This window comes from Saccharopolyspora erythraea (genome assembly GCF_018141105.1).
GTDB lineage: Bacteria > Actinomycetota > Actinomycetes > Mycobacteriales > Pseudonocardiaceae > Saccharopolyspora_D > Saccharopolyspora_D erythraea_A.
Genome location: NZ_CP054839.1, coordinates 7052096 through 7066002, shown reverse-complemented (window position 1 = coordinate 7066002; position 13907 = coordinate 7052096). Strand labels below are relative to the sequence as shown.

The 13907-nt window shown below is 71.7% G+C and carries 11 protein-coding genes and 1 tRNA gene; 7 read left to right on the top strand and 5 right to left on the bottom strand.

Annotated features, from left to right (window positions below; genetic code table 11):
• Positions 1-26 precede the first annotated feature (26 nt).
• Complete coding sequence (locus HUO13_RS31595; RefSeq protein ID WP_249124216.1) at positions 27-2186, top strand: glycoside hydrolase family 15 protein; 2160 nt, start codon at positions 27-29, stop codon at positions 2184-2186.
• Here HUO13_RS31595 and HUO13_RS31590 read toward each other — a convergent pair.
• From HUO13_RS31590 to HUO13_RS31580, 3 genes are all read right to left on the bottom strand, one after another.
• Positions 2174-2398 (bottom strand): hypothetical protein, encoded by a 225-nt coding sequence (locus HUO13_RS31590; RefSeq protein WP_211898573.1) that lies wholly within the window; start codon positions 2396-2398, stop codon positions 2174-2176. The two genes, HUO13_RS31595 and HUO13_RS31590, sit on opposite strands and share 13 nt — an antisense overlap.
• A 69-nt stretch (positions 2399-2467) precedes the next feature.
• Positions 2468-3088, bottom strand: coding sequence for a LysE family translocator (locus tag HUO13_RS31585; protein ID WP_211898572.1), 621 nt, complete (start codon positions 3086-3088; stop codon positions 2468-2470).
• A gap of 327 nt (positions 3089-3415) precedes the next feature.
• Positions 3416-3488: transfer RNA gene (locus HUO13_RS31580), tRNA-Arg, on the bottom strand.
• A 241-nt stretch (positions 3489-3729) separates the two neighbouring features.
• Between HUO13_RS31580 and HUO13_RS31575 the strand changes: the two genes are divergently transcribed.
• Positions 3730-4647, top strand: a complete 918-nt coding sequence (locus tag HUO13_RS31575; RefSeq protein ID WP_211898571.1) for a cation diffusion facilitator family transporter — start codon at positions 3730-3732, stop codon at positions 4645-4647.
• Positions 4648-4798: 151 nt separating this feature from the next.
• On the opposite strand, the gene HUO13_RS31570 is transcribed toward HUO13_RS31575, so the two are convergent.
• Both HUO13_RS31570 and HUO13_RS31565 read right to left on the bottom strand, forming a co-directional pair.
• Entirely contained in the window at positions 4799-5599 is an 801-nt protein-coding gene (locus HUO13_RS31570; RefSeq protein ID WP_211898570.1) for a DUF305 domain-containing protein, read from the bottom strand.
• Entirely contained in the window at positions 5596-6366 is a 771-nt protein-coding gene (locus HUO13_RS31565; protein ID WP_211898569.1) for a DUF3105 domain-containing protein, read from the bottom strand. Before HUO13_RS31565 ends, HUO13_RS31570 begins: the two co-directional genes overlap by 4 nt.
• A gap of 317 nt (positions 6367-6683) precedes the next feature.
• Between HUO13_RS31565 and argS the strand changes: the two genes are divergently transcribed.
• The 5 genes from argS to thrB are packed head-to-tail and all read left to right on the top strand — an operon-like array spanning position 6684 to position 13067.
• Positions 6684-8345 (top strand): arginine--tRNA ligase, encoded by a 1662-nt coding sequence (gene argS / locus HUO13_RS31560; protein ID WP_211898568.1) that lies wholly within the window; start codon positions 6684-6686, stop codon positions 8343-8345.
• A gap of 11 nt (positions 8346-8356) precedes the next feature.
• Complete coding sequence (gene lysA, locus HUO13_RS31555; RefSeq protein WP_211898567.1) at positions 8357-9775, top strand: diaminopimelate decarboxylase; 1419 nt, start codon at positions 8357-8359, stop codon at positions 9773-9775.
• Positions 9776-11080, top strand: a complete 1305-nt coding sequence (locus HUO13_RS31550; protein ID WP_211898566.1) for a homoserine dehydrogenase — start codon at positions 9776-9778, stop codon at positions 11078-11080. It abuts the gene before it with no gap.
• Positions 11077-12156 (top strand): threonine synthase, encoded by a 1080-nt coding sequence (gene thrC / locus HUO13_RS31545; protein WP_211898565.1) that lies wholly within the window; start codon positions 11077-11079, stop codon positions 12154-12156. The genes HUO13_RS31550 and thrC overlap by 4 nt, the downstream gene beginning before the upstream one ends.
• Positions 12153-13067, top strand: coding sequence for a homoserine kinase (gene thrB / locus HUO13_RS31540; protein WP_211898564.1), 915 nt, complete (start codon positions 12153-12155; stop codon positions 13065-13067). Before thrC ends, thrB begins: the two co-directional genes overlap by 4 nt.
• Positions 13068-13907: the final 840 nt, after the last annotated feature.

Genomic DNA, 13907 nt, shown 5'->3' with positions numbered 1-13907 from the left:
CACTGTGGATTCGATCGGAGGTCGTCTTGTCCAGACGATGGCGAACACCGCTGCTTGGGATCTGCGTGGTGGCGGCGGTCGCGGGCACCGCGCTGCCCACGTCGGCCGCGCGGGCGGGTGACGCACCAGGCGCGCCCGGCACCGACCCCGGCTACGCCGGCGCCGACAAGCTCGGCTTCGGGACCTCGCGCAGCGCGCAGAGCCCGGTGTGGTTCACCCTCGGCCGCGGCGGTGCGGCGGATCTCTACTACCCGAACCTGTCGACGCCCGCGTCCCGTCAGCTCCAGGTCGTGGTGATCGACGGGGCCGGGTTCGTCCAGCGCCTGTCGGACGTCCCCACGCGCACCGAGCCGGCCGACCCGAAGACCCCGTCGTACCGCCAGGTCTCGACCGGGCAGGGCTGGGAGGCCACCGCCACCTACGTCACCGACCCGGCGCGCCCGTCGGTCGTGGTGGATCTCCAGGTGCGGTCGCTGGACGGCAAGCCCTTGCAGACCTACGTCCTGCACGAGCCGACCCTGAACAAGGACGGCTCCGACGACCGCGGCCGGACCGAGGGCGCGACGCTGGTCGCGTCCGACCGCTCGGCGGCCAGCGCGCTGCGCGCGGCCCCGGCCTTCACCGAGACCTCCTCCGGCTACCTCGGCGCCAGCGACGGCTGGACCGACCTGTCGCGCCACAAGCGGCTCACCGCGCACCACCCCGAAGCCGGCCCGGGGCACGTCGGCCAGGTCGGGCGGCTGCCGGTCGACGGCGTGGGCACCTCCCACGCGGTGCTCACCCTCGGCTACGGCAAGCACGCCCGCGAGGCCGTCGCGACGGCGGAGGAGACGGAGCAGACCGGGTTCGAGGCCGCCGCCCGCGCCTACGGCGAGGGCTGGCACCGCTATGCCGACTCGCTCACGCCCCCGGATGCGCTGACCGACGAGCACCAGAAGGCCGTGTACTGGAGCTCCACGGCGATGCTCGCCGCCAGCGAGGACAAGCAGAACCCCGGCGCGTTCATCGCGTCGCCGAGCATGCCGTGGGCGTTCCGCGACGACCCGGAGATGGCCCCGGAGTCCGGGCCCTACCACCTGGTTTGGCCGCGCGACCTCTACCAGCACGCGACCGCGCTGCTGTCGGCGGGCGACCGGGCGGCGGCCGAGCGGGCGCTGGACTACCTGTGGTCGGTGCAGCAGCCCGACGGGCACCTGCCGCAGAACACCGAGACCACCGGAGAGCCGTTCTGGACCAAGGTCCAGCTCGACCAGACGGCGTTCCCGGTCGTGCTCGCCTGGCAGCTCGGGCGCACCGACGAGGCGACGATGGACGGCGTCCGCAAGGCGGCGAAGTTCCTCGTCGAGTTCGAGCACGAGGGGCACCCGGCCCCGTACACCGAACAGGAGCGGTGGGAGAACCACAGCGGCTACTCGCCGGGCACGATCGCCTCGACGATCGCGGGTCTGGTGTGCGCCGCGGACCTGCTGGAGCGCACCGGCGACCACGAGAGCGCCCAGCGGTACCTGGCCGTCGCCGACGAATGGGCGGCCAAGGTCGACGGGTGGACCGCGACCAGCAACGGCCCGCACTCGCCGCAGCCCTACTACCTGCGGCTGACCAAGGACGGAAACCCGAACCAGGGCACGACCTACAACCCGGGCGACAACTACCCGGAGGACGTCGACCAGCGCACCCAGGTCGACCCGAGCTTCCTGGAACTGGTCCGGCTGGGCGTCAAGCGGCCCGACGACCCGGTGGTGGTGAACTCGCTGCGCGTCATCGACGAGGTGCTGGGGGAGCAGACGCCCGCGGGGCAGCACTGGCACCGGTTCACCAACGACGGCTACGGGGAGCGCGAGGACGGCGCGGACTGGAACATCGGCCACGGCCGCACCTACGGCAGGCTCTGGCCGCTGTTCGCCGGTGAACGCGGCGAGTACGAGCTGATGGCGGGTCAGCCCGGCATGGCGGCCGAACGCCTGCGGTCGATGGCGGCGACGGCGAACGAGGGGCTGCTGCTGCCGGAGCAGGTCTGGGACAACCGGGCACCCGCCGCCGACGGCGACCCGAGGCCCGGCACTCCCAACCGTTCAGCCACCCCGCTGGCGTGGACCCACGCCCAGTACGTCCGGCTCGTCACGTCGATGGCAGCGGGCGCGCCCGTGGAAACCCCCTCGGTCGTCGCGGACCGCTACACCCGCTGACCGATGCTTCCTCCCGGGGCCCCGCCCCGGGAGGAAGCGACCTCCTCGAACTCCGGAGCCGGTGCCTCGGGCACCAGCCGCGCCCGATAGGCGGCCAGCGCGTTGGTGAGCCGATCACGTGCGACCTTCGCCTGGGCGTCGTCGGCCCCGATGCCCAGGTGCGCGCACACCCAGCCGCCGACGTTCGTCCGAAGCTCTCCCTCGTCCTCCACGGACCCATCGTCCCCCGAGCCGTGCGGCACGGAACAAGAGACCCCATTCAAAGCTGCCGCTCGGGCTCGTCAGTGCTGGGACGTGGCGACCTTGACGCCGAACCCGATCAGCACGACTCCGGTGACGCGGTCCATGGCCCGGCGCACGGCGGGCCGCTCGAAGAACGCGCGGGCCCTGGCCAGCAGCATCACGTACCCGCCGAGCCAGCCGAAGGTCAGCGCCGCGTGCATGAGCACCAGCAGCGCCATCCCGCTGCGCGGGGAGAGCCCGGACGGCGCGAGCGTCGGCAGCAGACCGGTGTAGAAGACGGCGATCTTCGGGTTGAACAGGTTGCTGACCAGGCCGGTCCGCCACGGGTTGCCCGCAGGGGGCGCACCGGCCGGAGCCGGGGCCCCCGAGCGGTCGCGCCGGCTGTGGAGCAGCGCCTGGACACCGAGGAAGACCAGGTAGACGGCCCCGGCCAGCTTGACCACCGTGTAGGCCGTCGCGGAGGCGGCCAGCACCGCGGCCAGCCCGGCCACGGTGAGCACGCCCCACACGAGCAACCCGAGGGTGATGCCCCCGGCGGTCCGCAGGCCGTCCTGCCAGCTTGACGCGACGGCTCGCTTCGTCACCACTGCCATGTCCGGGCCGGGCACGATCGTCAGCACGGCGAGCACGCCGACCGCCGCGAGGAGCTGCAGGAGCATGGGCTCAGTCTCGCATTCCCCAGGTCACCACCCGCACCGGCAAGGGGCCGGTGCATCGTCAGCTCGGCTACCTCGTCGTCGGCCAGTTGCTCATCGAGGTGATCCGCCGCTGACCGCCCTCGGCAAGCAATTTCCGACGTCGTTTTGCCAATGCCGCGCAGTAGCGACTACTACGGTCAAAAATCCTCTAAGCCGCTACTCACGAATGCGCCAGCTCGGGTACGACTGGCGCCCACTGAACGACGTCCCGAATCGGACGGATCTCTTGATGCGTTCCCCGAATGCGCCCACGAACGATCGTGGGGCAGGGGAGTGAAACTTAGTGGGCGCCCTCGGCAGGACTCGAACCTGCGACACCTGCCTCCGGAGGGCAGTGCTCTATCCGCTGAGCTACGAGGGCTTGTCGTTGTTGACGTCCGAAAGCTTAGCGCATCGCCTGATCGTGGACGCGCAGGGGGCAGGTCGGGTGTTCGCTGATCGCTCACCTGGCGTTTTTCGGGTGCTGCCGCGTGGGGAACCCCTGTGTCACGGCGGCGGGGTACGTGCTCCGGTGTGATGATCGAGTGAGGTGAGCCTCCCTTCTGTTGCACTCATGCACATGTGACTATATATCTGTGGCGGGACGTTAAGGAGGGCTTGAGATGGGCCATGGCCACGGGCACGGCGGTGCCGCCGACGCGGTGAGCGCGTCCGGGCGCTACGTGCGGCGCCTCGGGGCGTCGTTCGCGGTTCTGCTGGGCTTCTTCGTGCTCGAAGCCGTGGTCGGCTTCATGACCTCGTCGCTGGCGCTGCTGTCCGACGCCGGGCACATGCTCACCGACGTCCTCGGGGTCGGGATGGCCCTGGCGGCCATCACCGCGGCCCGCCTCCCCGCGCGCGGCGGGCGGACGTTCGGGCTGTACCGGGTGGAGGTGCTCGCGGCTCTGGCCAACGCCGTGCTGCTGTTCGGCGTGGCCGCCTACATCCTCTACGAGGCCATCGGGCGCTTCCGGGAGCCGCCGGAGGTCGCGGGTGTGCCGATGATGCTGACGGCCGCGGCGGGCCTGCTCGCCAACCTCGTGGTCTTCGCCCTGCTGCGAAAGGGCGCGAACGAGAGCCTCAACGTCCGAGGCGCCTACCTGGAAGTCCTGGCCGACACGCTCGGCTCGATCGGCGTGCTGGTCGGCGGTGCGCTGACCACCGCCTTCGGCTGGTACCTGGCCGACCCCATCGTCGCCGTCGGCGTGGGCCTGTTCGTCCTGCCTCGCACCTGGAAGCTGGCCCGGCAGGCGCTGCGCATCCTCGTCCAGCAGGCACCGGAAGGCGTCGACGTGCAGAAGATGCGCACCGAGCTCGCCGAGCTCCCGTCGGTCACCGAGGTCCACGACCTGCACGTCTGGACCCTCACCTCCGGCATGGAGGTCGCCTCGGCCCACCTGACGACGGACAACGGCGCCGACCACGGCGGCGTGCTCATCGCAGCCCAACGGCTCCTGGCGGAGCGGTACTCCATCGACCACGCCACCCTCCAGGTCGAACCCGTCGAGTGCGCGAAGCGCTGCCGAGCCCTCACCTGGTGAGCGACCGCCACGAGCGGAGTCCCCGGCTCACCTCCCACACGGGCGGTGCCCGGTTCTCGTCCCGGAGACCTGACGGGGACCTGGGGCGGCGAGCGCCCCAGAAACCCCGATGGAAGGCGACCCGCAAGGCCCCAGAGCCCCCACCCCGCCGTCAGCCAGGGGGCAGAGGTGCGGCGCCGCGTGCGCTCAGCATGTCCCGCATGAGCATGCTCTCGTTGCCCTGCGAGCCCAGCATGTTCTGCGCCAGCCCCCGGACGGTGGGGACGGCTGCGCGCTGGGCGCCGTATTCGGCCATGGCCGCGCCGCCTTCGTGGTGGCGCAGCATGAGGCGGAGGAACTCGACGTCGAACTCCGGGCCGCGCAGGGCCTGCAGCCGTGCCAGCTCCGCACTGGTCGCCATGCCGGGCATGAGGCCGCCCGACGTCGAAGGCGCGCCGTGCCCACTGCCCCCATGCCCGCTGCCGCCGTGTCCGCCTCCGTGGCCGCCGTTCTCCTCCATCCACTGCATCGGTGCGCCGGTGGACTGGGCGGGCTGACCCCACAGGCTGAGCCAGCCCTGCATGCGGCCGATCTGGTCGCGCTGGTTCGTCTCGATGTCGAAGGCGAGCTGGCGCACCGCCGTGTCGGAGGCGCGCTCCCTGGCCAGGGTGGCCATGGTGACGGCCTGCTGGTGGTGGACCGACATGTCCTGGGCGAAGCCGACGTCGACCGCCGACGGGTTGTTCTCCACCCGCTGGTCCGAAGGGGCCTTGAGCAGCATGCCGCCCGCCGCGCCCAGCAGGAGCAGAGCCACCGTGCCCGCCACCGCGATGAAGACGCGCGCCGCCAGCGGCGAGCCCGCTCGCCGCGCGCCACCACCCCCGAGCCGGCTCTCCGCCCCTGCGTCGGGACGCTCGTCGGAGCCGCCCGCTGACGCGGGCCGGTCCTCCGGGCCGGTCGCTCCTCCGGTCACTGACCGGCCCCCATCTCACCGGGCGCCTGCTGCGAGCCGGTGCCGTCCATGGGGACCGAGCCCGGCGGCGCCGGGGTGGGGTCGAACGGCGGCGGGTTGAGGGTGTCGAACGCGCCGGGGTAGGCCTGGCAGGAGCCGCCGATCTCGGGGTAGACGCCGAAGCCGTTCTGCCGCAGGGCGGTGATGAACTGGTCGATCCGCTGGTCGTCGGCCTTGTCGACCTTGAGCCGGTGGCCCCACGACTGCACCGAGATGGGGCTGTCGATGCCGGGGTAGGGCGACATCATCGTGTACGGCTTGCCCTCGACCCGCTTGCTGAGCTCCTCGACGCCTGCCGCGTCGACCTTCGCCGGGTCGTAGGCGATCCAGACCGCTCCGTGCTCCAGCGAGTGGACCATGTTCTCGGTGCGCACCGGCTGCGGGTACACCACGCCGGTGCAGTCGGCCCAGATGCCGTCGTGGGGGCCGCCGAACGGCGGGGTCTGGTCGTAGGCCACCCGCTGCGCCTGGGTGACGTGCTGCTGGGCGGGGTAGTTGGCGAGCTGCACCCCGGGGATCGCCTTGGATGGATCGGGGTTCTGCTGTGAGGGCGTGAACACCGCCAGGGCCTGCTTGTCCACGGCTCGCATGCCGACGTAGCCGAACACCACTCCGGCGATGATGAGCACCACTGTCACGCCGGCGATGAGCACCCATGGGATCGAGCGCTGCTGCACCACCGACCCGCGTGCGCTGCGAACCGCCTTGTTCTTCTTCCCGTTCGCCATAGCTTCTTCCGGAACCTCGTCTCGCGGAGCAGTGCCAGGCCGTGCAGGCCCGCCTCGGCCGCCCGCCAGTTTAGAGATTTTGTCGCGTTCGGACCCCCTTTCGTCCTATTCGCGACACAAGCTCACGTTCCCCCGGGCCGCAGGCCGACCGCACTCCGGGCCGTGCCACGGCCGGATGCCCGAGCGCAACCGAGCGGTAACCGGGATGTGACGCTCAGCACTCGCGCGGTCCTCCGGCCCACCGCAGGCCCGAACCCCGTCCCCGCACCTCCAACCCGTTGGCTGAACAGCGACGACGCTTCCTTAGACTTCCTGGGGTGACTCCCGCCGCGCTCGCTGAACTGGTCCGCAACACCGCCGTCGATGTGCTCTCCAGCCGTGACCTGGACACATCCGTGATCCCGGCCGCGGTGACGGTCGAGCGACCCCGCAACCCGGAGCACGGCGACTACGCGACCAACATCGCGATGCAGGTGGCCAAGAAGGCCGGCGTGGCCCCCCGCGACCTGGCCGGCTGGCTGGCCGGGGCGCTGACCGGCCAGGACGGCATCGAGTCCGTCGAGGTCGCAGGCCCCGGCTTCCTGAACCTGCGGCTGGCCGCCGACGCGCAGGCCCAGATCGTGCGCGAGGTGCTCGGCGCCACCGACGCCTACGGCCGCGGTGCGAAGTTCCAGGGCCTGAAGGTCAACCTGGAGTTCGTATCGGCCAACCCGACCGGCCCGATCCACCTGGGCGGCACCCGCTGGGCCGCCGTCGGCGACGCGCTGGGCCGCACGCTCTCGGCGCAGGGCGCCGAGGTGACCCGCGAGTACTACTTCAACGACGCAGGCGCGCAGATCGACCGGTTCGTCCGCTCGCTGATCGCCGCCGCGCGCGGCGAGGACGCACCCGAGGACGGCTACGGCGGCGCCTACATCGGTGAGATCGCCTCCCAGGTCCTCGAGGCCGAGCCTGGTGCGCTGGAGCTGCCGGAGGCCGAGCGGCACGAGACGTTTCGCCGGGTCGGCGTCGACCTGATGTTCGACGAGATCAAGCGGAGCCTGCACGACTTCGGCGTCGACTTCGACGTCTACTTCCACGAGGACTCGCTGCACGCCTCCGGCGCGGTCGAGAAGTCCGTGGAGCAGCTCAAGCAGTCCGGCCACCTCTACTTCGCCGACGGCGCCTGGTGGCTGAAGTCGACCGAGTTCGGCGACGACAAGGACCGGGTGCTGATCAAGAGCGACGGCACCACCGCCTACATCGCCGGTGACGTGGCCTACCTGCGCGACAAGCGCAACCGCGGCTTCGACCTGTGCATCTACATGCTGGGTGCCGACCACCACGGCTACATCCCCCGCCTGAAGGCCGCCGCCGCGGCCTTCGACGACGACCCCGACGCCGTCGAGGTCCTCATCGGCCAGATGGTCAACCTGGTCAAGGACGGCAAACCGGTGCGGATGAGCAAGCGCGCGGGCACCGTCGTCAGGCTGGAGGACCTCGTCGACGCCGTCGGCGTCGACGCCGCGCGCTACTCGCTGATCCGGTCGTCGGTGGACTCCGCAGTGGACATCGACCTCGACCTGATCACCAAGCGTTCCAACGAGAACCCCGTCTTCTACGTGCAGTACGCGCATGCGCGGCTATCGTCGCTGCAGCGCAACGCCGCCTCCCTGGGCATCGACCGGGGACCGGTGGCCGACGCCGACCTCTCGCTTCTCACCCACGAACGCGAGGGCGACCTGATCCGCACCCTGGGCGAGTACCCGCGAGTGGTGCGGTCGGCGGCCGAACTGCGGGAGCCGCACCGGATCGCCCGGTACCTGGAGGACCTGGCCAGCGCGTACCACAAGTTCTACGACGCCTGCCGAGTCCTGCAGCCGGGTGACGACCAGGCCACCCCGCTGACGATCGCCCGGCTCCAGTTGTGCGAGGCGGCCCGGCAGGTGCTCGCCAACGGCCTCGGCCTGCTCGGGGTCAGCGCACCGGAACAGATGTAAGGAGCCGTACCATGCGCGCCCATCCGGCCGGGCCACGGCACGCGGATGTCGTGCCCCCCGGCAACACCGCGGGCCCGGTGCCCGCCACCACCGACGACCTCGACCGGCTGCACCCGCACGTGTGGCCGCGCAACGCCGCCCGCGCGGCCGACGGCAGCACCGGCTTCGCCGGTGTCGACGTCCGCGACCTCGCCGAGGAGTACGGGACACCGCTGTTCGTGCTCGACGAGGACGACTTCCGCTCCCGCTGCGCGGACTACGCGGGAGCCTTCGGGGACCCGGCGTCGGTCCACTACGCGTCAAAGGCCTTCCTGTGCACCGAGGTCGCCAGGTGGGTGGCCGAGGAGGGCCTGAGCCTGGACGTGTGCAGCGGCGGCGAGCTGAACGTCGCGCTGCGCGCGGAGTTCCCGCCGGAGCGGATCACGTTGCACGGCAACAACAAGTCGGTCGCGGAGCTGACCGCGGCGGTCGAGGCCGGGGTCGGTGCGGTGGTCCTCGACTCCTACCACGAGATCGCGCGGCTGGAGCACATCGCCCGCGAGCGCGGGGTCCGCCAGGACGTGATGATCCGGGTGACCGTGGGCGTCGAGGCGCACACCCACGAGTTCATCGCGACCGCGCACGAGGACCAGAAGTTCGGTTTCTCGCTGACCTCCGGGCAGGCGGCCGAGGCCGTCGGCCGGGTGCTCAAGGCCGAGTCGCTGCGACTGGTCGGCCTGCACAGCCACATCGGTTCGCAGATCTTCGACGACGACGGCTTCGAGCTGGCCGCGCACCGGGTGATCCGGCTGCTGGCGAAGCTGCAGGAGGAGCACGGCGCCGAAGCGCTCTCCACTGTGTCCACTGTGGATCTCGGTGGCGGTCTCGGCATCGCCTACACCGCCGAGGACGACCCGCTGCCCCCGGCCGAGCTCGCCGCCCGGCTGACCGAGATCGTGCGCAAGGAGTGCGAGAACGCAGGGCTGGAGGCGCCCAGGATCGCCGTCGAGCCCGGTCGCGCGATCGCCGGTCCGGGCACCGTGACGGTCTACGAGGTCGGAACGATCAAGGACGTGGCGCTCGACGGCGGCCTCCAGCGCCGCTACGTCAGCGTCGACGGCGGCATGAGCGACAACATCCGCACCTCGCTCTACGACGCCGTCTACGACTGCCGGCTGGTGTCCCGCCGGGCCGAGGCGCGGGCCGTGCTGTCCCGCATCGTGGGCAAACACTGTGAGTCCGGTGACGTAGTGGTGCGAGACTGCTGGCTCCCGGAGGACATTGCTCCGGGCGACCTGGTCGCGGTGGCCGCGACCGGCGCGTACTGCTACGTGATGGCCAGCAACTACAACCGCCTGCCCAAGCCCGCCGTCGTCGCGGTCCGGGACGGCCAGGCGCGGTTGCTGCTGCGCAGGGAGACCGAGGACGACCTGCTCCGGCTGGAGGTGTGAGTGATCGAGGACCGTGAACCGATCAGAGTCGCGCTGTTGGGGTGCGGCACGGTCGGTACCGAGGTGCTGCGTCTGCTTCAGGACCAGCCGGAGGAGTTCGCGGCGCGAACCGGGGCGCCGGTGCAGGTCACCGGGGTGGCGGTGCGCCGCCCGCACAAGCACCCCGGGGTGCCCGAGCACCTGATCACCACCGACGCCACGGCGCTGGTGGAGGGCGACGTCGACGTCGTGGTCGAGCTGATCGGCGGGATCGAGCCCGCCCGGTCGCTGCTGCTGACCGCGCTGAGGTCGGGCAAGTCGGTGGTCACGGCGAACAAGGCGCTGCTGGCCGAGTACGGCTCCGAGCTGTACGCGGCGGCCGACGCCTCCGGCGCCGACATCTACTTCGAGGCCGCGGTGGCGGGTGCGATCCCGCTGCTGCGCCCGCTGCGGGAGTCGCTGGCCGGCGACCGGATCAACCGCGTGATGGGCATCGTCAACGGCACCACCAACTACATCCTGTCGGCGATGGACTCCACCGGCGCCGGCTACTCCGAGACGCTGGACGAGGCGGGCAGGCTCGGCTACGCCGAGGCCGACCCGACCGCCGACGTCGACGGCTTCGACGCCGCGGCCAAGGCCGCCATCCTGGCCTCGCTGGCGTTCCACACCCGGGTCACCGCCACCGACGTGCACCGCGAGGGCATCTCCGCGGTCAGCCCCGGTGACATCGCGGCGGCCAGGTCGCTGGACCGCACCGTGAAGCTGCTGGCGATCTGCGAGCGGGTCGTCGACGAGGACGGCACCGAGTCGGTGTCGGCACGAGTGCACCCGGCGATGATCCCGCGCAGCCACCCGCTGGCGGGCGTCGGCGGCGCCTTCAACGCGGTGTTCGTGGAGGCCGAGGCCGCCGGGCAGCTCATGTTCTACGGGCAGGGCGCCGGCGGCGCCCCGACCGCGAGCGCCGTGCTCGGCGACCTGGTGGCCGTGGCCCGCAACCTGGTCGTGGCGGGCAAGGGGCCGCGCGAGTCGGCGCACGCCCAGCTGCCGGTTCGCCCGATGGGCGGCACCCCGACCCGCTACCACATCAGCCTCGACGTGGCCGACAAACCGGGTGTGCTCTCGCAGGTGGCGGCCACCTTCAACGAGCACGATGTGAGCATTTCCGTGGTCCGCCAGCAGGGCAGGGGGGACGAGGCCAGCCTCGTGGTCGTCACCCACACCGCGGCGGACGCGGCCTTGAAGTCCACAGTGGACAAGATCGCGCAGCTAGAGGTGGTGCGCGAGGTGGTCAGCGTGATGCGCGTGGAAGGTGAACCGTCGTGACTTCGAACATCCAGGGCGCGCGTGCCGGGTGGCCCGGTCTCATCGAGGCCTACCGGGACCGCGTCCCGGTCCCCGACGGTGCGCGCGTGGTGACCCTCCAGGAGGGCAACACCCCGCTGGTGCCCGCCCACCACCTCTCGGAGCTGACCGGCTGCGAGGTCCACCTCAAGGTCGAGGGCGCCAACCCGACCGGTTCGTTCAAGGACCGGGGGATGACGGTGGCCATCACGCACGCCCTCGCCGAGGGCAGCAAGGCCGTCATCTGCGCCTCCACCGGCAACACCTCGGCGTCGGCGGCCGCCTACGCCTCGCGCGCCGGGCTCACCTCGGCGGTGCTGGTGCCGCAGGGCAAGATCGCGATGGGCAAGCTCGCCCAGGCGGTCGTGCACGGCGCGAAGATCCTCCAGGTGCAGGGCAACTTCGACGACTGCCTCGAGCTGGCCCGCAAGACCGCCGCCGAGCACCCGGTGACCCTGGTCAACTCGGTCAACCCGGTCCGGCTGGAGGGTCAGAAGACCGCCGCCTTCGAGATCTGCGACGTGCTGGGCACCGCCCCCGACGTGCACTGCCTGCCGGTCGGCAACGCCGGCAACATCACCGCCTACTGGAAGGGCTACGACGAGTACGCCCGCGACGGGGTCATCTCCGCCACGCCCGCCATGTTCGGCTTCCAGGCCGCCGGTGCGGCGCCGCTGGTGCACGGCCAGCCGGTGTCCAGCCCCGAGACGATCGCGACCGCGATCCGGGTCGGCAGCCCCGCCTCCTGGCACGGCGCGGTGGCCGCGAAGGATGCCTCGGGCGGCCTGTTCGCGGCCGTGACCGACGAGCAGATCCTGGCCGCCTACCGGCTGCTGGCCTCCCGCGAGGGCGTCTTCGTCGAGCCCGCGTCGGCCTCCAGCGTCGCCGGGCTGCTGGCCACCGTCGAGGACGGCCGGATGCCCCCGGGCTCGCGCGTGGTGTGCACGGTGACCGGGCACGGTCTAAAGGACCCGGACACGGCGCTGTCGGGCATGGTCGAGGTCGAGCCGCTGCCGGTGGACCCCGGCGCCGTCGCGACGGCGCTGGAGCTGGCGTGACGGCCCCGGCCGCCACGTCGGTCGAGGTCACGGTCCCGGCGTCGACGGCGAACCTCGGTTCGGGTTTCGACGCCCTCGGGATGGCGCTGTCCCTGTACGACGTGGTGCGGGTCGACGTGGTCGACGGCCCGCCGGGGAGCGTCCGGGTCGAGGTCGAGGGGCAGGGCGCCGGGGTCGTCCCGGCGGACGGGAACCACCTCGTCGCCCGGATGGTGCACCGCACCCTGCGCCTGCTCGAGGTGCCCGCCCCGGCGCTGCGGCTGCGCTGCCGCAACGCCATCCCGCACTCCCGCGGTCTCGGCTCGTCGGCGGCGGCGATCGTCGCCGGCGTCGCCGCGGGACACGCGCTGGCCGGGATCAGCGCCCGGGACCCCGAAAACGCGCCCGCTGCCCTCCAGCTGGCGGCCGAGCGCGAGGGCCACGCCGACAACGCCGCGGCCAGCCTCTTCGGCGGGTTCGTCGTCGCGTGGTGCGAGGAGGGCCGGTTCCGCGCGACCCGGCTCGAACCGCACCCCGATGTCGTGCCGGTGGCACTGGTGCCCGCCACGGAGTCCGCGACGCGCACCACCCGCGGCCTGCTGCCGGAGCGGGTGCCGCACGCCGACGCTGCGTTCGCGGCGGGACGCGCCGCGCTCGCCGTGCACGCGCTGACCAGCGACCCGTCGCTGCTGCTGGCGGCCACCGAGGACCGCCTGCACCAGGACTACCGCGAGCCGGCGTGGCCCGAGACCGTCGCGCTCGTGCGCCGGCTGCGCGCCGCGGGGGTCCCGGCGGCCGTCTCGGGAGCCGGGCCGACCGTGCTGGCGTTGCCCGGAGCCGGTGAACTTCCCGCCGGTCTCGACATCGCAGGCTTCGAGGTGCTGCGTCTGCCGGTCGACCGCGAAGGCGTTCGCGTCACCGCCAAACCTTGAGCGAAATGCCCTGATGGGCGGCCCTGCGCGCGGCGCGGGCCGCGGAGGTGGTACAAAGGTGGTGTCGGTGGGTGCATGGCGCCGACCGGCGGAGTGATCGACATCGGGCGTGCCACACGCCCGGGGGGTTGTTGCACCTGGATGTCAGGGCGTCTACCCTCAAGGTCAATCAGTCACCGCGCGCAGGGCGCCGGTGCCGTATCCGGGACGTCGACCCCGGAACGCATCTCCCGCTGTGAATTGACTCCACCCGACCCGGGGTGAAGATCAGGATTGGCGGGTACCCGGACGCGGTGACCGAGGCAGGAGTTGTCAACTCAATGGGGTTCGCTTCGGACGAATCGATCTGCGAATCGTTGCCGATGTCGGGGTTGGGGCTCTAGGTTTCACACCGTGGCCCTCTGCGGCAACCGAGTCGGCGGATCGATCCCCCGTAGCTCCTCCACCGGGAACCAGGTGCGTCCGCGACGTGCGGACGGGGCCTGCCGAAATGCCCGGTGAAGGGCTTCAGCGAGTCGGTTCCTCCTGGTACGAGGCGGCAGCAGGGCGTGCATCGGCGAGTGTGGATCGGAGTGGACGCGTCGCACGTGGACCGTTGTTCGGGCAGCTCAGCACGAGTCGGCGGAGCCACCGGCGAGTCCCGTGAGCTGATATCACCGAAGCTGGAATCGTCAACGCTGGTATCGGACTGGCGATCTCGCGAGCCGGGTGCCTCCCACCGCCCGGTGCTGCTGGTTCCGCACGAGCCACGGCTCGACAGCCGGTCGCCTTCGTGGATTTCCGATCGGCTGCCGGTAGCACAAAACGGCCGTCCGCGACTGGAGAGCGGGCGGGCAATCC